The organism is Polaromonas sp. A23, assembly GCF_002001015.1.
Taxonomy (GTDB): domain Bacteria; phylum Pseudomonadota; class Gammaproteobacteria; order Burkholderiales; family Burkholderiaceae_C; genus Polaromonas.
In genome coordinates this window covers 23,269-41,844 of sequence record NZ_MUNO01000026.1, presented here as the reverse complement: position 1 = coordinate 41,844, position 18,576 = coordinate 23,269, and the positions used below count along the sequence as shown (strand labels likewise).

At 61.3% G+C, this 18,576-nt stretch carries 18 protein-coding genes and 1 pseudogene; 8 read left to right on the top strand and 11 right to left on the bottom strand.

Annotation, left to right across the window (positions count from 1 at the left end; genetic code table 11):
* Positions 1 to 21 precede the first annotated feature (21 nt).
* From B0B52_RS13695 to B0B52_RS13685, 3 genes are read left to right on the top strand one after another with little or no spacing between them, the layout of a single operon-like run.
* The gene (locus tag B0B52_RS13695) at positions 22 to 975 is read left to right on the top strand and encodes a glutathione S-transferase family protein (protein WP_077594216.1); all 954 of its coding nucleotides are present in this window, start codon (positions 22 to 24) and stop codon (positions 973 to 975) included.
* Positions 972 to 1,421 carry a GNAT family N-acetyltransferase gene (locus tag B0B52_RS13690; protein WP_077594215.1) on the top strand — a complete coding sequence of 150 codons (450 nt, stop codon included), beginning with the start codon at positions 972 to 974 and terminating at the stop codon, positions 1,419 to 1,421. The genes B0B52_RS13695 and B0B52_RS13690 overlap by 4 nt, the downstream gene beginning before the upstream one ends.
* Positions 1,422 to 1,436: 15 nt before the next feature.
* Entirely contained in the window at positions 1,437 to 2,342 is a 906-nt protein-coding gene (locus tag B0B52_RS13685; protein ID WP_077594214.1) for an SDR family oxidoreductase, read from the top strand.
* A 264-nt stretch (positions 2,343 to 2,606) separates the two neighbouring features.
* Here the strand turns inward: B0B52_RS13685 and B0B52_RS13680 are convergent, their stop codons facing one another.
* Positions 2,607 to 4,088 carry an MBL fold metallo-hydrolase gene (locus tag B0B52_RS13680; RefSeq protein WP_077594213.1) on the bottom strand — a complete coding sequence of 494 codons (1,482 nt, stop codon included), beginning with the start codon at positions 4,086 to 4,088 and terminating at the stop codon, positions 2,607 to 2,609.
* Between the two features lie 135 nt (positions 4,089 to 4,223).
* The gene (locus B0B52_RS13675) at positions 4,224 to 4,721 is read right to left on the bottom strand and encodes a rod shape-determining protein (RefSeq protein ID WP_077594212.1); all 498 of its coding nucleotides are present in this window, start codon (positions 4,719 to 4,721) and stop codon (positions 4,224 to 4,226) included.
* A 136-nt stretch (positions 4,722 to 4,857) separates the two neighbouring features.
* Here B0B52_RS13675 and B0B52_RS13670 point away from each other — a divergent pair, with 136 nt between their 5' ends.
* Complete coding sequence (locus tag B0B52_RS13670; protein WP_077594211.1) at positions 4,858 to 5,775, top strand: AraC family transcriptional regulator; 918 nt, start codon at positions 4,858 to 4,860, stop codon at positions 5,773 to 5,775.
* Positions 5,754 to 6,113 (top strand): VOC family protein, encoded by a 360-nt coding sequence (locus B0B52_RS13665; RefSeq protein ID WP_077594210.1) that lies wholly within the window; start codon positions 5,754 to 5,756, stop codon positions 6,111 to 6,113. Before B0B52_RS13670 ends, B0B52_RS13665 begins: the two co-directional genes overlap by 22 nt.
* A gap of 47 nt (positions 6,114 to 6,160) precedes the next feature.
* Here the strand turns inward: B0B52_RS13665 and B0B52_RS13660 are convergent, their stop codons facing one another.
* Positions 6,161 to 6,475, bottom strand: coding sequence for a DUF2917 domain-containing protein (locus B0B52_RS13660; RefSeq protein WP_077594209.1), 315 nt, complete (start codon positions 6,473 to 6,475; stop codon positions 6,161 to 6,163).
* An 81-nt stretch (positions 6,476 to 6,556) separates the two neighbouring features.
* Here B0B52_RS13660 and B0B52_RS13655 point away from each other — a divergent pair, with 81 nt between their 5' ends.
* Positions 6,557 to 7,525: a LysR substrate-binding domain-containing protein gene (locus tag B0B52_RS13655; protein WP_077594531.1), complete on the top strand. Its 969-nt coding sequence runs from the start codon at positions 6,557 to 6,559 to the stop codon at positions 7,523 to 7,525.
* A gap of 21 nt (positions 7,526 to 7,546) precedes the next feature.
* Here B0B52_RS13655 and B0B52_RS13650 read toward each other — a convergent pair whose 3' ends face one another.
* The 4 genes from B0B52_RS13650 to B0B52_RS13635 form a co-directional block, all read right to left on the bottom strand.
* Complete coding sequence (locus tag B0B52_RS13650; protein ID WP_077594208.1) at positions 7,547 to 8,017, bottom strand: DM13 domain-containing protein; 471 nt, start codon at positions 8,015 to 8,017, stop codon at positions 7,547 to 7,549.
* A 16-nt stretch (positions 8,018 to 8,033) separates the two neighbouring features.
* A complete protein-coding gene (locus tag B0B52_RS13645) occupies positions 8,034 to 8,792 on the bottom strand; it encodes a DUF1223 domain-containing protein (protein WP_077594207.1) in 759 nt (252 codons plus the stop codon).
* A gap of 112 nt (positions 8,793 to 8,904) precedes the next feature.
* A complete protein-coding gene (locus tag B0B52_RS13640) occupies positions 8,905 to 9,423 on the bottom strand; it encodes a hypothetical protein (RefSeq protein ID WP_077594206.1) in 519 nt (172 codons plus the stop codon).
* A 105-nt stretch (positions 9,424 to 9,528) separates the two neighbouring features.
* Positions 9,529 to 11,406 carry a monovalent cation:proton antiporter-2 (CPA2) family protein gene (locus B0B52_RS13635; protein ID WP_077594205.1) on the bottom strand — a complete coding sequence of 626 codons (1,878 nt, stop codon included), beginning with the start codon at positions 11,404 to 11,406 and terminating at the stop codon, positions 9,529 to 9,531.
* Between the two features lie 122 nt (positions 11,407 to 11,528).
* Here B0B52_RS13635 and B0B52_RS13630 point away from each other — a divergent pair, with 122 nt between their 5' ends.
* Together B0B52_RS13630 and B0B52_RS13625 are read left to right on the top strand one after the other, a co-directional pair.
* Complete coding sequence (locus tag B0B52_RS13630) at positions 11,529 to 13,892, top strand: Tex family protein (protein WP_077594204.1); 2,364 nt, start codon at positions 11,529 to 11,531, stop codon at positions 13,890 to 13,892.
* 112 nt (positions 13,893 to 14,004) lie between these two features.
* On the top strand, positions 14,005 to 15,141 hold the full coding sequence (locus tag B0B52_RS13625; RefSeq protein WP_077594203.1) for a phospholipase: 1,137 nt from the start codon (positions 14,005 to 14,007) through the stop codon (positions 15,139 to 15,141).
* Positions 15,142 to 15,154: 13 nt separating this feature from the next.
* Here the strand turns inward: B0B52_RS13625 and B0B52_RS22220 are convergent, their stop codons facing one another.
* The 4 genes and pseudogenes from B0B52_RS22220 to B0B52_RS13615 form a co-directional block, all read right to left on the bottom strand.
* Positions 15,155 to 15,532, bottom strand: a complete 378-nt coding sequence (locus B0B52_RS22220) for a hypothetical protein (RefSeq protein ID WP_139351941.1) — start codon at positions 15,530 to 15,532, stop codon at positions 15,155 to 15,157.
* A 164-nt stretch (positions 15,533 to 15,696) separates the two neighbouring features.
* Positions 15,697 to 16,032 (bottom strand): annotated as a pseudogene (locus B0B52_RS13620) (iron-containing alcohol dehydrogenase); the annotation flags it as partial.
* A complete protein-coding gene (locus B0B52_RS22215) occupies positions 16,005 to 17,129 on the bottom strand; it encodes a hypothetical protein (protein WP_139351940.1) in 1,125 nt (374 codons plus the stop codon). The gene B0B52_RS22215 and the pseudogene B0B52_RS13620, both read right to left, overlap by 28 nt.
* Positions 17,130 to 17,252: 123 nt before the next feature.
* On the bottom strand, positions 17,253 to 18,389 hold the full coding sequence (locus B0B52_RS13615) for an iron-containing alcohol dehydrogenase (protein WP_077594201.1): 1,137 nt from the start codon (positions 18,387 to 18,389) through the stop codon (positions 17,253 to 17,255).
* Between the last annotated feature and the right edge of the window lie 187 nt (positions 18,390 to 18,576).

Genomic DNA, 18,576 nt, shown 5'->3' with positions numbered 1-18,576 from the left:
CCCCTTTTCGAAAGACAAAAAATGGCCGACCTGATCCTTCACCACTACCCGAATTCACCTTTCTCGGAAAAGATCCGGCTCATCCTGGGCTACAAAAAGCTCGCCTGGAAATCGGTGGTTATTCCGGCCCTCATGCCCAAGCCCGATGTGCTGGCACTCACCGGGGGTTACCGCAAGACGCCGTTCATGCAGGTTGGCGCCGATATTTTTTGTGACAGCGCGCTGATCTCCGATGTGCTCGAACACCTGCAACCCACACCTTCCATCTACCCCGAGCCCGGCAAGGGCCTGGCGCGCACCCTGGCGCAGTGGGCCGATAGCTCGCTGTTCTGGGCAGCGATGGCGCACAACCTCGGGCCCAAGGGTGCGGCCCACATGTTTGCCGGCGGGCCGCCCGAGGCGGCCTTGGCGTTCAGCGAAGACCGCAAGGCCATGAGCGCCGGCATGGTGCGCCTGCGCCCAGCCGACGCAGCGGCAGCCTACAAGTCCTACCTGCGGCGCCTGTCGGACATGCTTGATGACCAACCCTTTTTGCTCGGCCAGGTGCCGTGCATCGCCGACTTTTCTGCCTACCACCCGCTGTGGTTCACGCGCGTGCGTACGCCGGTGGTGGCCGACATCCTGCAGCTCACGCCCGCCGTGCTCGAGTGGATGGACCGCATGAACGCCATCGGCCATGGCAGCATGGAAAAATTTGATGCCGCCAGGGCCATCGCCGCCGCGGCTGCAGAGGAGCCGATGGTTGTGGGCCATGGCCTGTTGCGTGACAGCACCTTCCAGGACGAACACGGCATTCCGCTCGGCAGCCGCGTCACGGTTACGGCAGAAAGCTTCGGGCCAGAGCCGACCGAGGGCGAGCTGATTGCCGCGACGCGCACGCACTACACACTGAGCCGCAGGGACGAACGCGCCGGCACGTTGCACGTGCATTTCCCGCGCATCGGTTATGTCCTGAAAGCAGCCACACCAGCATGAGCATTACATGGCGGTTTGCAGCGTTTGATGCGTTGTCGGCCGCAGAACTTTATGAACTCCTGAAGCTGCGCACCGAGGTTTTCGTGGTCGAGCAGGCTTGCGCTTTTCAGGACATGGATGGATCCGACAACAAGGCCGTTCATGTACTTGGTACAGCCGGTGGTGAACTGATGGCCTATGCGCGGTGCTTCCCCGCAGGCATCAAGTTTCCCGAGGCAAGCATAGGGCGCGTGATCACCCGTGAGTCTGTCCGCGGCAGCGGTACGGGGCACGAACTCATGCGGCAGTCCATTGCCTGCGTCGGACAACACTGGGGCCTGCAGCCCATACGGATAGGTGCACAGGCCCGGCTTGAGAAGTTTTATTTGCAGCACGGTTTTTTGACTGCAGGCGCGCCATATATCGAAGACGGCATTCCCCACGTCGAGATGCTGCGCCCGGTTTAATTCAAGGAGTTATTGATGATCACGGATTTCAAAGGCAAGACCGCCGTTCTCACCGGCGCCGGTTCGGGCTTCGGCCTCGAGTGCGCACGTATTGGTGCCCGGCTTGGCATGAACCTGGTGCTGGCTGATGTGCAGCAGGACGCGCTGGACAAGGCCGCGGCCGAAATGACGGCCGCTGGTGCGCAGGTACTGGCTTTTCGCCTCGACGTGTCCAAAGCCACCGAAGTTGAAGCCTTGGGCGCGGCTGTGCTGGCACGCTTCGGTGCGCCGCATTTTGTCTTCAACAATGCAGGGGTCGGGGCAGGGGGCCTCATCTGGGAGAACACGCTGAAAGACTGGGAATGGGTCATTGGCGTCAACCTCATGGGCGTCGCGCACGGCGTGCGCGTCTTCACGCCCATGATGCTCGAAGCCGCCAAAAAAGACCCGGCCTGGCAGGGCCACATCGTCAACACGGCTAGCATGGCAGGGCTGCTGAACGCACCCAACATGGGCATCTACAACGTCAGCAAACATGCGGTGGTCAGCATGAGCGAAACCCTGTACCAGGACCTCGCGCTGGTGACCGACCAGATCAGTGCCTCGGTGCTTTGCCCTTTCTTCGTTCCCACAGGCATTGGCCAGAGCCAGCGGAATCGGCCGGATGCGTTACCGGCCGCCAAGCCGACGAAAAGCCAGTTGATTGGTCAGGCCATGAGCGACAAGGCCGTAAGCTCGGGCAAGGTGACTGCGGCCGAAGTGGCGCAAAAAGTTTTCGATGCGGTTGCCGCCAACCAGTTCTACATCTACAGCCACCCCAAGGCCATCGGCTCGGTGCAGACGCGGCTGGAAGACATCCTGCAGGCGCGCAACCCGACCAACCCGTTTGCGCACAAACCGGAAATCGGCGAAGAACTCAAGAAGGCCTTGCGCGAGGCCTGACGTCCACCTCGGCGGAGCGTCGCGGGGCTTTCCCCTCAAGCAAAAGACGCAGGGACAACGCCTGAATGTGGAGGCTCTTCAATTCAAGCAGGGGCCGCGGATCTGGCTTTGCCAGTCCGCAGGCGCAGCGGCCCCCGAGGGGCTGGAGCCTGCGGCTCCAAACCTGCTTGAGCAGGTTTGGACAGGCGACAGAGGCGAAGCGTCTCGCGAGCCGCGGCCTGCAAGGCCTCGGGAGCTTGCGCGTTGTGAGCGACCATGGGGGCTTTATTTACGCCCGACCGCCGTCATCAACTCGCTCACAGGGACGATGCGGCCATGCAACGGCAGGATGCGCTCCACAGCGAGCTTGCCTTGTTCGATGTTCTGCACCAGGTTCACATGGTTGGCGTTGGGCTGGGCCGGAGCGGGTGCATTGGGCGGCCCGGGGGTGTAGGCATCGGCCTCAATCAGGATTTTCTCTTTGGGCAGGTACACCATCAAAAAGCCCTGCGCGTGAACGCTACCCTGGATCTCTGAAATTTCCACTGTTCGTGCGCCGTCATTCAAAATCCGTTTACCGCTGACGCCTTCCACGGTCGCGCGTCGGCCCGATCGGGCCATCGCATCGGGGCGGATGCTGTTGGTGGTGCTCATGGCTTTGTCGTACCAGGGCTTGCCAGCGCCGCTGGTGATCAGCGTCGCACCTTCGGACACCCCGGTGCGCAGCCCGCCCGCGTGGTCAAAGTGATGGTGGGAATTGACAACGTAGCGCAGCGGCTTGCCCGGCACCAGTTTGCGCACCTCAGCCAGAACAGCGGCTGAACGACCGTCGTACAGCGGCGTTTCCACCAACACGGCGTAGTCCTTCATTTCAATCAGCACACTGTTGTGTGAACCACCTGCCAGATGCCAGACGCCGTCCGCCGCCTTCTCGGCAACAACGCGCTCGGCAAACTGGCGCACCAGCTCCGGGGCAACAATATCGGCCGCGATATTGACCTGGACTTCACTCACCTGGATGTCCAGAACCTCAGTGCCGCCCATGGTTTGCCGGATGCGGCTCGGGAATTTCACGCCCGCATAGTCCCGGTAACCGGAAAAAGTGATGACCGAGGGTGTATCGCCCATCACGGGGTTGGGCTGGCGCGAATCAATACGTTCAACCAGGTTGTCGGCGTTGACATAGGCCGTGGCCTCAAACCGGCCCGGCTCGGTGAAGGACAAGGTGGTGTAGGGCTTGCCGTCAAGAGTGCGTGTGCCGGCCGTGGCCTTGTTCTTCAGTGCGGCCTTGAGAACGCCGTGCGGTGTGGTCCAAAGATCGTGGATCCGGCCATCCAGCGCCACCGGCGACGCGACCGGTGCAGGGCCCACCATGTTCCAGGCCCAGGTGCCTTGCAACATACCGACACTGCGTTGCTCGCCCAGGCCCATCAAGGGCAAGGCGCCGCCACCGCTTGCTTCCGCGCGGGTTACCGCGGCCTCCTGACGCAGGGCGCTGTTCTGATAATCGACGAGCCGCGAAAAGCTGGTGACGGTGATCTTGGGCCACGAGGTACCCGGCTGCCAGGCCTGGCCAAAAGTGGAGCCTGTGCCGCTGCCGGCATAACGCAGCGTATTGAGTGCAGCGCCGCCCATGGCAGTTTCCGCGCGCTGGATGACCGCTACCGGGTCGGCTGGTGCCCAAGCGGCGCAACCTGAAAGAATCAGCAGGCTGCTTGCAACCAGGCCAGCGGCCCAGGTGAAAGAAAGGCGCGGGGAGGAGGTCATGATGGGTCCGATCGATGGGGGTAGTGCCAGCGCCAGAGGTTAGTCTCGCCGCCTGAGCTGAAGCAGCGGCAATACCCTAAGAGATTCCGCTATCGAGGTGGGAACTTTTCCTCGAATGCCTCGTCGCCGATTGATTCAGTCGAGCAGCCGCCCTGTGGCGGGAAGCTTGTTGGAGCTTACCTGCTCGTCCGTCAGTTCAGGGCCTTGCCACATCAACACATCGGAGGCGCCGGCGCCCAGCACCATTTCCCGGAATGCCCGGATTTCCACCTGGGTGAAGCCGCCGGCCGGGTCGCCCAGCGGATGAAACACAACGCGCGGCGTCGTCGCCAGCCAGCCGGACCCGGTCAGTTTGCGAATGAATGCCTTGACGACCTGTTCACCGGCGATGAAGTCTCCCACCATGGTGCGCGGATGGGAAAACGGGTTAATAACTTCCACAGAAGGCGTTGCCCGGTGCAATGAAGCCTCGGCGCCCACTCCCAGGATCTGCGGTTTTTTCGCCCCGCGCAGGATGGCGATTTCAGGCACTTCAGAAATGAAGGCACCGGTCCTGACATTGCGTATCGTCAATCGTTCCGGCGACAAGCGGAGGTAAAAAGTAGGGCTGACGAAGGCGAGCAGTTTAAGCATGAACCGAATATAGCAAGCACCCCCTTGCGCACGGGAATACGTTCCTCCAGCCCGAACGCCACTGCGCAGAAACTTTCATAATCTGTCTCATGGCACCGACGATTTCACACCTTTTAGCTCGCAGGCAGGGTGATTCATGTTGACCGCCACTGCACTGCAATCCGGGCCTATCGAAGTTGTGGACTACCGCTGCAGTACTGGACCCGATGCCCGGCCTTTCACCGAGGTGCACAGCGGCTACTCGGTGTCGTACGTCCGCAAGGGCAGCTTCGGTTATCGCACGCGCGGCGAGCGTTATGAGCTGGTGGCCGGCTCGGTGCTGGTAGGCCACCCGGGCGACGAGTTCATGTGCACGCACGACCACCATGTCTGTGGCGACGAATGCCTGGCTTTTCATCTCTCGCCGGGCTTTGTCGACCTGATTGGCGGCGACGCCGGCACCTGGCGCACGGGCGGCCTGCCGCCTTTGCCCGAACTCGTGGTGCTCGGCGAGCTGGCGCAGGCTGCGGCTGCCAACCAGAGCGATGTTGGGCTGGACGAGGCCGGCCTGTGGTTCGCCTCCCGTTTTGTGGAAGTGGTGGCAGGCCGCAGGCCAACACCGCAGCGCGCCACCGCCAAAGACCGCCAGCGTGCGGTGGACGCGGCGATGTGGATCAACACCCATTCGCAGGAAGACATTGCCCTCGACCACGCCGCCAGTCAGGCAGGGCTGAGCCCGTTTCACTTCCTGCGGTTATTTTCGCGGGTGCTCGGCGTCTCGCCACACCAGTACCTGGTGCGCTCCCGGCTGCGCCACGCGGCGCGGTTGCTGGCCGACGGCGACCGGTCTGTCACCGATGTGGCGCTGGACGTCGGGTTTGCCGACCTCAGCAACTTCGTGCGCACCTTCCACCGCGCGGCCGGCGTCTCGCCGCGTGTCTTCCGCCAGGCTGCGAGAAAAGGGCTGAAAGGGGAGCGCAAGATTCTCCAAGATCGCATCGCCGCACTGCTCGATGATGACCGCTTGATCCACTCTTCAAGCAGGAAATCACCATGTACGACCACCTCGGCATAAAGGTCAGGGACCTCGCAGCCAGTATCCGTTTTTATGAAGCCGCACTGGCACCGCTGGGCCATGTGCTGGGCTCCCATGACGACAGCTACGCCGGCCTCGGCCCGGCCGACGCACCGGCCCTGTGGCTTTATGCGTCCAAAGGTGTCAAGGGCCCGGGTGCCCACATCGCGTTCCGTGCAGCCAGCCACAAGGCCGTAGACGCTTTTTACAAAGCCGGCCTGAAGGCCGGCGCAAGCGACAACGGCGGACCCGGCCCGCGCCCGGACTACAGCCCGACCTATTACGCCGCTTTCCTGATCGACCCCGACGGCAACAACGTCGAAGCCGTCTGCCCCTGAAACCCGCTCACAGGACAACAGCCGCCTACAGGCGTGTCATCCCTCCCTCAGGCGGGCTGAAGTGCAAACGTCACCTTGACGGCGGTTGCCGCCCGGGTTCTTCCGGCAGGGTGCGCCGCAACCACCGAGGGTGCCACGACCAGGCTGAGGGCAGACGGCTCCATCGCGTAGATCAGCGCACGGCGGTGTTCCGTCGTGAGGAAGCTATCGCCGGCATCCAGAACGATATCGCGCGGATCGTTGTCCAGGGTCACCCATACGCTGCCCTCACGGCAGAGGATTTGCACGCCGGCGGCGTCCGACACGCTGAACATCGCCTGGTGGGCAAGGGACAGGTCGAACTGGTTGGAGCTGGTAGTCATGGTGGGCCTTTCACATTCGGTATGGAAATGAATATACTGGCCGGCCCCAGAGTGTTCAAACGTTCATTTGGAATCTTTCGCATGCCCCAGCCGAATGTGAAGTCAGCATCTCCCCTGGTGCTTCCCCAGGGCATACGCCGCAGCGAGCTGCCCCGGCTGGAGCTGCTGTACAGCTTCGAAGCGGCTGCACGGACGCTCAGTTTCACGCACGCAGCCGCAGAATTGTTCCTCACGCAATCGGCGGTCAGCCGGCAAATCCAGCAGCTCGAAGCCGACCTGGGCACGCCCCTGTTCGAGCGGCACCATCGCGCGCTTGCGCTGACCGACGCCGGTCGCATCATGCAGCGTGCCGTCAGCGATTGCCTGGAGCGGCTGCGCGACGCCACCACCAGCTTACGTGCCACCACGAGCGCGCGGCAGGTCGCCATCACCACCACGCCGGGCTTTGCCTCGCTGTGGCTGATTCCGCGGCTGGCACGTTTTACCGCCACACACCCCGGCGTCGATGTGCGCATTTCAGCCACGCTGGAAGTGCTGGACCTGGAACGAAGCGGCATCGACGTCTCGGTCCGCCTGAGGACCATAGAGCACGCGGTGGGCACTGCCCTGTTCGAGGAAACCGTGACCCCCGTGTGTTCACCGCAGTTGCTGAAAAACCGCGCCTTGCCTCTGAAAAAACCGGCAGACCTTGTGGATCACACCCTGTTGGCCGCCGACATGCCGCAAGGCCAGCCCCTGACCATTGACTGGGAACCCTGGTTCAAGGTCATGGGACTGCCTGAAGTGCGCATGAAAAACACGCTGCGCTTTTCGCAGTATTCCGATGTGGTGGCCGCGGCGGTTGCAGGGCAGGGCGTTGCCATCGGGCGCCTGCCTTTGTTGGGGGAGTTGCTGCGGGAGGGCAGGCTGGTCGCCCCCTTCAGCGGCGTCGCCTCACGCATGGGTTACTTTGTGAATATGGCACCGCGTGCCGCCGGCAATGCCGATGCGCAGGACTTCGTTCGCTGGCTGATGGCAGAAGCCGAAGACGCAAAGATCGTCTGCGCGTGAAACGGCCCCTCGTGCGGCGCACTAGCGGTACTTCGCCGCCGAGATGAATTCCGAAAAGGTCTCGCACCACACCAGCACCGTGGTGTAGGCGGTGATATCCACACCTTCGGGCACTGGCACAACGAAGTTTTCGAAAGTCCTGATGTCGCCCACACGCACCGAGCGTGACTTGAGCTTGAGAAACTGGGCTTCATTTTCAACAAACTCCGGTACCAGGTACAGCTTGTAATCAGGGCCGGGCGAGACCTTTCCCATCAATGCAATGGCTTGCCTGCCCACCGAAACCTCACCTTCACCCCAGTGCAACAGGTCACTTCCTTTGAGGTCACGACGAAAATTTCCCTTGAACTCGGAACTGCGCGCAATCGCCATGATGCTTTCAAGCGACGGCATTCCCGGCGCGGTCAGGATGGGCAACAGGTAAATGCCCAACAAAAAACCAAGCAGCAATGTAGCGGCATGAGAACCGGCCAAAAGCAGGATTTTCTTCATGTGACTGAAAGCCGGGTCAGCCCGTGCATTGAAGGCTCAGTGCCTGCAGGGTCTTGCCACTGGACGGGTCAAACACCACCAGATTAACCTGCCGCTCGTGGCCGGGCGTTGCGGCAATGCTGCGAAAACCCAGTTTTTTCGGCGTGGCATCGGCGCTTCGGTATTCGCCTGCCTGGGTGTATTGCCGCACCACAAAATCATGCTTCAAAAACTCACCGGCGTTTTCGCCAGCCTTCACTTTCGAGTTGTGGCCGTGCTCGGTGACTGTCCAGTACGCTGCCCACGCCGGCACGGGTGCTGCTGGGTTGACCGGCGTCACCAGGGCCTCGAATTGATCTGTTGCCAGTTGCTTGACCTCGATACGAAGCTGGGCAGATTCCTTCTGGCCGCTGATGCGTTGCTCTGCACCACGCCATTGAGGCAAGTCGCGGCCATTGACGACCACTTGGGGCGTGTAGATGCTTCGCAGCCGGTTCCTGCCGGCAACTTCATTCTGGCGGGCGGTGTGCGCAGGGGCTGCGAAGCGGTCCACCCAGCCGATGTAGTCCCAGTAGCCCACATGAAAAGCCTGGACCACGACGTTTTTTCCCTTGAAGGCCGAAGCCCATTTATCGGCTGGCGGACAAGAGCTGCAACCTTCCGAGGTGTAGAGCTCCAACACCGGCGTCACGGTGGGGCCGGAGCTGGCCAGGCACTGATTTGACATGGAAAATGTGGCACTGGCCCACGTGGCAAGCGCGCAAGCAGCTATGAATTTAGTAGCAAAAGTAGCCATGGCCGGGGTCCTTTGGGTGGCGTAACCCCTGTTTGTCGCGCGGCAAGGGCTGTTCTTACAACGCCGTCACACCCTTTGCAAGGCCCCAGCCTTGCGTGAGGCTCGTGGCGGCTCAGAGCAGAGGCGGCGCGTCTGTAAGCGCAACGCGTGGCCGTACGCCATCTCGCGTTTCCAGCCGGTCTTCAAGTTCGCCGATATAGGCCGCCAGTGTGTTTCCCGATTGGTCGATCTTGCTGACCAGCGCGGCCTGTGTCTGGGCCAGCCGTTCGGCAAGCACCGTTGCTTGAGCCGCCTCTCGCTGATGCACAGCAAGCGCCTGTGCCTCCAGGTACTGGCGCAGTTCGGTAAAACGCGACGCCTCGGCCCGGTCGGCAAGTTCGCGCTGCGCAGCCAAGGCCCGGGTGGTCTGGCGCATTTCAAGCAAATGGGTACTTTGGATATACAGCGTGGTCCCGAGGAACACCAGCAGCACCGTGGCGAGCAACACCAACAGCAGCAAACCGAGCGGCGCTTGCACCGTGGTGAAGCCCAGGCTCAGCATCGAGGTCCGCGTGAATTCATCCATGTTCAAGGCTGCAAAGCCGGCCATCAGCGCAATGGCCACAACTAACACAATGGTTCGGATACGCATGATCGGGCTCCAGAAATTGAAGCTTGATCATGGTGGCGGCCACCAAGGCCGCGTGTAGGAAAAAAGCCTCTCCACGCGAGCGGATAAAGGCTGGATCGGCTGGCTTCAGCGGGGTTTTGCCGCGCCGGCTGCAGGTTCCGGCATGGACACAGCGGCAGCCTCCGGCTCCATGGCTTCAGCCGCTTCTTCATTGAGCGCCTTGCCAACCTGCTTGGGCCGCGTCAACGGGGTCGGGGTCCAGCGGCCACCATGCATCAGGTCGATGCCGCTGTTGATGTCCCCGCACAGCTGCAGTTGCAGGCGCTCGGCATCCCTGCGGCGAATGTCTTCGGCAATTTCCACCACCTCGGTCTCTTCCACGCCCAGGCGGCGCAGTGCCTCGCTGCTGAAGGCCAGGGCCGACTCCAGCGTTTCACGCAACTGGTAGTCCACGCCGCTGCGGATCAGCTCGATGGCGTGCTGGCGGTCGTAGGCACGCGCCAGCACCGGCGTGAGCGGAAACTCGTGCTTGGCCAGCTCCACAATCCGGCTGGTTGCCTCTTTTTTGTCGACGCAAACAAGAATGGCTCGCGCATGCCCGGCGCCGCTGGCGTGCAGCACGTCCAGGCGCATGCCGTCGCCGTAATACACCTTGAAGCCGAATTTCGCCGCCGCGCGGATCATGTCGGTGTCGTTTTCAATGATGGCAATGTCGATGCCGCGCGCCAGCAGCGACTGGCTGGCGATCTGGCCGAAGCGGCCGAAGCCGATGATGAGCACGCTGCCCTTGAGGCCATCGGTCTCCTCCACGCTTTCCACGCCGTCCATGTCCTGCTCGGGCTTGTCGGGCAATAACCAGCGAAGCGACATGACAGCCAGCGGGGTCAGTGCCATGGAGATGATGATGGCCGCCGTCAGGATGGCGTTGACATTGGCTTCGACAATGCCGGCCGCAGTCGCAGCCGAATACAGCACAAAGGCAAACTCGCCGCCCTGGGCCATCATGGCCGTGCGTTGCAGGGCGTCGCCATGGTTTGATTTGGTGATACGTGCCACCGTGTAAATGCCGACACCCTTGAGCGCCATGTAGGCCAGCACACCGCCAAGAATCAGCGGCCAGTCGGCCAGCACCAGCTTGAGGTCCAGCGACATGCCCACGCCCATGAAAAACAGGCCCAGCAAAATGCCGCGGAAGGGTTCAATGTCGGCTTCCAGCTGGTGGCGGAAAGTGGATTCGGACAACATCACGCCGGCGGCAAAAGCACCCAGCGCCATCGACAAACCACCCCACTGCATGGCCAGGGCCGCACCGAGCACCACCAGGAGGGCTGCAGCCGTCATGACTTCACGGGCCTTTGCTTTGGCGAGTACGCGAAACAGTGGGTTCAGCAGCCAGCGGCTGACCGCCACCAGGCCAATGATGGCTGCGAGCGCCACACCTATGCTGACCCAGCGCGACACGCCGGTGCCATCAGCCGGTTCTGGAGACAAAAAGGCGACGATGGCCAGCAAGGGAACAATCGCCAGGTCTTCCAGCAGCAGGATGGACACCATGCGCTGGCCACGCGGCGTCGAGGTGTCGCCGCGTTCCTCAAGCAGCTGCATCACGATGGCGGTGGAAGACAGCACAAAACCCATGGCGGCAATAAAAGCCACAACCGGCTTGAGCCCGGCGCCCATGCCCAGCGCGGTGAGCAGCGCGCCGCAGACCACCACCTGCATCAGGCCCAGGCCGAAGATCTGGCGCCGCATGGTCCACAGGCGGGTCGGCTGCATCTCCAGCCCGATGACAAAAAGGAACATCACCACGCCCAGCTCGGCCAGGTGCAGGATGGTTCCCGCTTCGCTGAACAGGCCCAGGCCGAAGGGGCCAATAGCCAACCCAGCCGCCAGGTAACCCAGCACCGAACCAAGGCCCAGGCGTTTGAAGAGCGGCACGGCCAGCACGCCGGCGGCCAGCAAAATCACGACTTTGACCAGCTCACTGCCTTGTTCGACTGCCATGCGATTCCTGTGTGCCGGATTGAGAGAGGGGAAGGGGAGATGTTATCGGACTTTTCGAGGGCAGAACCACGCCGGCGATGTGGCACACTCGCCCCCTTTCTCCAGTGCAATTTCAGAAATACATGCAAAAAATCATTCGCCAGATCGCAGCAGAAATCAAGGTCCAGGAACACCAGGTCAAAACGGCTGTCGAGCTGCTGGATGGTGGTGCCACCGTGCCCTTCATCGCGCGTTACCGCAAGGAAGTCACCGGCGGTCTCGACGACATTCAGCTGCGTGAACTCGAATTTCGCCTCGGTTACCTGCGCGAGCTGCAGGAGCGGCGTGAATCGGTGCTCAAAAGCATCGAAGAGCAGGGCAAACTCACGCCCGAACTGATTGCCGCGATTGAAGCCGCGCCGACCAAGCAGGAACTCGAGGACCTGTACCTGCCCTTCAAGCAGAAGCGCCGCACCAAGGGCCAGATTGCCCGTGAAGCCGGCATCGAGCCGTTGGCCGACAAGCTTTTTGCCAACCCGGCACTGGTGCCGGCGGACGAAGCCGCCGCCTTTGTCAAAGCCGAAAAAAGCGAGAACGGCGACGACTTCACCACCGTGCAGGCCGTGCTGGACGGCGTGCGCGACATTCTTTCCGAGCGCTGGGCTGAAGACGCGGCACTGCTGCAATCGCTGCGCCAATGGCTGTGGAACGAAGGGCTGCTCTCGTCCAAGCTGGTCGCCGGCAAGGACGAAAACAATGCGGACAACAGCAAATTCCGCGACTACTTCGACTATGACGAGCCGATTGGCCGCGTGCCTTCGCACCGCGCGCTGGCCGTGTTCCGCGGCCGCGGGCTCGAAATCCTGGACGCCAAGCTGGTGCTGCCTGTGCCGCCGGAAGCGGGGCAGCCCAGCATTGCTGAGGGAAAAATTGCGCTGCACCTCGGCTGGAGCCACAAGGGCAGGGCGGCGGACGACTTGATCCGCAAATGTGTGGCCTGGACGTGGCGCGTCAAGCTCAGCCTGTCCATCGAACGTGATTTGTTCAGCCGCCTGCGCGAAGAAGCCGAGAAGGTCGCCATCAAGGTGTTCGCCGACAACCTGCGCGACCTGCTGCTGGCCGCGCCGGCTGGCCCGCGCGTGGTGATGGGCCTGGACCCGGGCATACGCACCGGGGTCAAAGTTGCAGTGGTTGATGCGACGGGCAAGCTGGTCGAAACCTCCACCGTCTACCCACACGAGCCGCGCAAGGACTGGGACGGCTCGCTGCACACCCTGGCCAAACTGTGTGAGAAGCACGGCGTCAACCTGATCGCCATCGGCAACGGCACCGCCAGCCGCGAAACCGACAAACTCGCCGCCGATTTGATCAAGGGCATGGCCAAGGTCGAACAGGTCATCGAGAAAGTCGTGGTGAGCGAAGCCGGCGCCTCGGTGTATTCGGCCAGCGAATTCGCCAGCCAGGAAATGCCCGACGTGGACGTGAGTCTGCGCGGTGCCGCCAGCATTGCGCGGCGCCTGCAGGACCCGCTGGCCGAACTCGTGAAGATCGACCCCAAGTCCATCGGCGTGGGCCAGTACCAGCACGACGTGAACCAGAGCGACCTGATGCGCAGCCTGGACACCGTCGTCGAGGACTGCGTAAACAGCGTGGGCGTTGACCTGAACACCGCCAGCGTGCCCCTGCTGGCACGCGTTTCGGGTCTGAGCAACACCGTGGCCAAGGCCGTGGTGCGCTGGCGTGACGCCAATGGTGCGTTTGCCAGCCGCGCCGACTTGCTCAAAGTCACCGGTCTGGGCGCCAAGACTTTCGAGCAAAGCGCGGGCTTCCTGCGCCTGCGCTCCGGCAGCAACCCGCTGGACATGACGGGTGTGCACCCCGAAACCTATCCGGTGGTCGAAAAAATCATGGCGCACACCGGCAAGCCGGTGGCCGAGCTGATGGGCCGTGCCGACATGCTCAAGACACTCAAGCCCGAGCTGTTTGCCAACGAGCAGTTCGGTGTCATCACCGTGAAAGACATCATTGCCGAACTCGAAAAACCCGGCCGCGACCCGCGCCCGGACTTCAAGGTGGCGCGCTTCAACGACGGCGTGGAAGACATCAAGGACCTCAAGGAAGGCATGACGCTCGAGGGCACGGTCAGCAACGTGGCTGCCTTCGGTGCCTTCATCGACATCGGTGTGCACCAGGACGGCCTGGTGCATGTGAGCCAGCTCTCCAACAAGTTCGTCACCGACGCGCGCGAGGTGGTGAAAACCGGCGACATCGTGAAGGTGCGCGTGACCGAGGTGGACGTGGCCCGAAAACGCATCGGGTTGACTATGAAGCTCGACGCGGCGCCCGCTCGCCGCGATGGTCCGCGCGACAACCGCTTTGAAAGCGCACGCCCGGGGCAAAACCAGAACCGCGGCGGCAACTATGGCGGCCAGGGCAGGGCACCGCAACCGGCCGCATCGACGGCCATGGAGTCGGCCTTTAGCAAGCTGGCGGCGCTGAAGAAATAGGTCCCGTCGCTAAAAAGACTGCAAGTGCCTATTTTTCAGAGGAGAATAGGCGGATTGCCCAATACACACGGGCGCAAGCAGCTACCAAAACCATAGCAATCGCATTGACGTCATGCAAGCCCTTCGCATCTACGCCGGCCCCAAGGCACGCCGTCACATTGAGCAGCACGGCCTGAACCCGAAGGACGTGCGCGTGGTTCCGGGCGCCGCGGGTGGCCCCAAGGGCCTGGTGCTGGGGCCGCTTGATCGCTTCATTTTTGGCGACTGGCTGGCGGCCAGCACGCAAGAGGTGCATCTGGTTGGCGCCTCCATCGGTGCGTGGCGCATGGCCACTGCCTGCCTGGACGATCCAGCCACCGCCTTCCTGCGCCTGGAGAACGACTACATCCAGCAGCACATCGCCGCACCGCCAGGCAAAAAACTGCCGCCCGCGCAGATCGTCAGCGAGCAGTTCGGCCAAAGCCTGAAAGACTTTTACGGTGGCCGGGTGCAGCAGGTGCTGCAGCACCCACGCTACCGCCTGCACATCGTGACTTCGCGCGGGCGCCACATGCTGCGCCGCGAACATGGGCTGGGAACGCCGTTGGGTTATCTGGGTGCTTTTCTCACCAACACCTTGCACCGCAAGGCCATGGGCGCCTGGCTGGAGCGGGTGGTGTTTTCCAGCCAGGACGCAGCGCTTCCCTTTGCCACCAGCGACTACCGCACGCGCCAGTTGCCGCTGACCGAGGCCAACTTCAACCCGGCGCTCCAGGCCAGCTGCTCCATCCCCTTCATGCTCAAGGCTGTACACAACATTCCCGGCGCGCCACCCGGCGCTTACTGGGATGGCGGCATCACCGACTACCACTTGCACCTCAACTATGCTTCTGATTTGATAGCTGGCCGCGAAGGCGGGACGGGGGCTACAGGCACTTTTGACTCTAAGAATACGGCTTCACCCGGCCTGGTGCTCTACCCGCACTTCCAGAAGACCGTGGTGCCCGGCTGGCTCGACAAGGGCCTGAAATGGCGCCACGGCGCCACGCATTTCCTCGACAACATGGTGCTGCTCGCACCCGATCCGGCCTGGATCAAAACCTTGCCCAACGGCAAGCTGCCCGACCGCAACGACTTCGTGCAGTACACCAGGGACCCGCAAGGCCGCATGAAAGTCTGGAACGCCGCCGTGGCGGCAAGCCGGCAGTTGGCTGAAGAGTTTCAGGGGTGGCTGGAGAAGCCGGATATGGAGCGGGTGGCGGCGTTGTGAGTCCGCGCCGAACTTACTCACGCACCGCAAGTAATCGATTTACCTGGTTAGCGAGGTCTTGTTCGTAGGTCCGGCCCCAGTAAATGAAGTGGCGCGCTTCGATCAGTTCGGAGCCCCGAGGCAAGCCCAGTCGACGAACTGCACGCGACGCCGCAGTACCAGCGCACACAATTACCCGAGGTTTAATGATGCGAAGCAAGAATTCGAAAACAGACGTTGTTCGATATTCGTGTTGAAGGTCTGCCAAACGTTTGCTCTGCGTGGCGTACGCATTGAGTTCAACGACTTGCCCAGCAATTTGAGGAACAAAACGTTCCAGCGCGGCGCGTGACCGTCCCCATTTATTGTTCTGCCGAACTCTGTATTCCGCGATCCATGACGCGCGGTTCATTCCGGACTCATCACTCCAATAGGGCCAAAAAGGGGTATTCGTTGCAGGATTGATCCCAATCACAGCCACGTTGCAAATTAGTGGGTTCCCGTCACACAGCAAAGGGCGAACACCCTCCGAGTCGCCAATCAATTGCCTCAGCTGCGCGGAGAAATCTTTCACGACTACAGCGACGTCCCCAGCATCTCCTCATACTCCCCAGCAGTAGCAATCCGCGGATTGGTCTTGTGGCAATGGTCGGCCAGCGCGCCTTCGATGATTTTTCCGAACTGCCCGCGCTGCACCCCCATCTCGGCCAGACCCGTGGGTAAACCGAGGCGGGCGTTCATGTCCTTGATGGCTTCGGGAATGTCGCTGCCGGAAGCCAGGCCTATGGCCTGGGCCATGCGCTGCAGGCGGTTTTCCTTTTGAATCGATGCGGCACTGGCGTTGAAACGAACCACTGCCGTCAGAAGCGATCTGACGCGCCCCCTCATTTTCGAACAGGGTTCAATGCAGCCCTGTTTTCGAACGTCATTTTGAAGTGCAGATTATGTCCGCTAGGGTTAGACCGCCAAGCGGATTTGGTCATGTGTGCTACGGAGTCGTCGGGACTTGAATTTACGAAAAAAACCGCTTTTCCTTTCGGATACTCGGTTCCACAACTTGCCGTCCAAGCGCCTGCGGGGCCTTTGGCATCTGGAGTTGGATAAGTTGACGTAGGACCCATGCTTGGAACTGAGATTTTTGAATCGCTCGGATTGTTCAAATCACTCAGAGTAATCCAGGCTACATATTGTTTTGCAGGGTTCAGTCGCAGATGCGGAATGTCGAAGTACAACCATTCGTACCGAAAATCCCGAATAGTCCTGGGCTCAGACACCCACAGCACTTTCGGTGCAGGTCGGTCTTTATCCCACTCAGACAGCCGTACTTGTAGCTTGAAGTCAGGTTTAAGGGGTGCTTGCTCGGCGTTGTATTGACTAAAATGGAAACCAATATTGAACAAGACAGGAGTTCGTTGCTCGGGGGCGAACACTTGTCCAGCAGCTATCGGCGCGCCAACTTTTCCTGGTGAATAAATCGAGTAGCCGCTACTGGACATCCCGGCTTTTGAATTGACAGGCAATGTTGCTTCAACTCTGACGCCTTTTGCGATATCTTGAACTGAGGGCTTCGGTCGTATTTTGTGATTGCCACTTGAATGCAAATCGACATGCATCACGCTGCTACACAATGCTTCATTGCCTTCATACACATTTACCAGTGGAACCGGGCGTTCATCGATAGTGACCTCAGTCGAGGGATCGGCTTGCCTGGAAAGAGTGATTTTTTGAATCACAGGAATCGGATTGGGTGTCTGTTTTTTTGAATCTACCGATGACTTCAATTCGCAAAGTTCCTTGACTCCGTCAGAGAACATCAGCGTGTAGATCACCACCTTCTCTTGCTTGGCATATGCGGGGTCGTCGCAATAGAAGCTGTTGGCAGCTCCTACCAGGCGAATGGAATCACGCTTTCCGGAATCGTTCTTTCCGTAATCGATGATCAGATCCTTGGCGCAGCCAACAAGTAGAGTGATCGTGAGGAACGAGATAGTCAAATTTCGATGGTGCATGTCGCCTCTGATATTGGTAACTGGCCGAAAGCTTCGTGTTTGGGTGCGTGAGCGCTGATCGACATTGATAGTCGCTATTTGAGTCGTCGAAAAATCCAATCGATCAAGAAGGGCAATATCCCCTCAAAGCGAAGCCCCCAGCATCTCCTCATACTCCCCAGCCGTCGCAATCCGCGGATTGGTTTTGTGGCAGTGGTCCGCCATCGCGCCCTTGATGATGTCGGGGAACTGATTACGCGTCACGCCCATGGCCGCCAGGCCGCTGGGCAGGCCGAGGCGGGCATTCATGTCCTTGATGGCTTCGGGAATGTCGCTGCCCGACTGCAGGCCCATGGCCTGGGCCATGCGGTTGAGGCGGTTTTCTTTTTGAATCGACTCCGCGCTGGCGTTGAAGCGCACCACAGCTGGCAGAAACATGGCGTTCAGAGTGCCATGGTGCAGGCGCGGGTCCACGCCGCCCAAGCTGTGGCTCAAGGAATGCACGCAGCCCAGGCCTTTCTGGAAGGCCATCGCGCCCTGCATCGAGGCGCTCATGAGGTTAAAGCGGGCTTCGCGGTCGCTGCCGTCGCGCGTGGCACGTTCGATATGCGCCCAGCCGCGCTGCAGGCCGTCCAGGCCAATGCCGTCGGCCGGCGGGTTGAAGGCGGGCGCCATGAAGGTTTCCATGCAGTGCGCAATCGCGTCCATGCCGGTAGCGGCCGTCAGTTTGGCGGGCAGGCCCAATGTGAGCTCGGGGTCGCAGATCGCGGTTTTCGGCACCAGGTGCCAGGAGTGAAAACCCAGCTTGCGGTGGTCGTCCAGGATGATGATGGCGCCACGCGCCACCTCGCTGCCGGTGCCACTGGTGGTGGGCACGGCAATCAGCGGTACGGCGCGGTCGGTGATTTTCAGCGAGCCGCCCTCGATGGTGGCGTAGGTCTTGAGCGGGCCTTCGTGGGTGGCGGCAATCGCCACACCCTTGGCGCAGTCGATCGCCGAACCACCGCCGACAGCAATCAGGCCGTCGCAGCCCTGGGCCTTGAACATCGCGGTGGCGGCGCGCACGGCGGCCTCGGTCGGGTTCGAAGGCGTCTGGTCGAACACCGCCACAGTCATGCCGGGCAGGGCATCCAGCGCTTTTTGCAGAACACCGGCCGCCTTGACGCCGGGGTCGGTGATGACCAGGGGCTTGCTGATGCCCACGCGTTCGCATTCCTGCTTGAGGAGCTTGACGGCGCCGTAGTCGAACTGGATCTGGGTGATGTAGTAGATGAAGGCCATGCTTGCTGTCTCTTTCGGCGTTGTAGGATGCGGGTCGATTTTATGTATTCTTGCCTAAGGAAGTGCTGAATAAGTTCTTGTGGATGCGCGGCAGGCGGATTGGGATGGGATGCAAGGCGGATTTCTTGCCAATAGCTGGCTATTGGCAAGAAATTCAACGCAGCTGACCGCCCAAGCCCGTCTGATA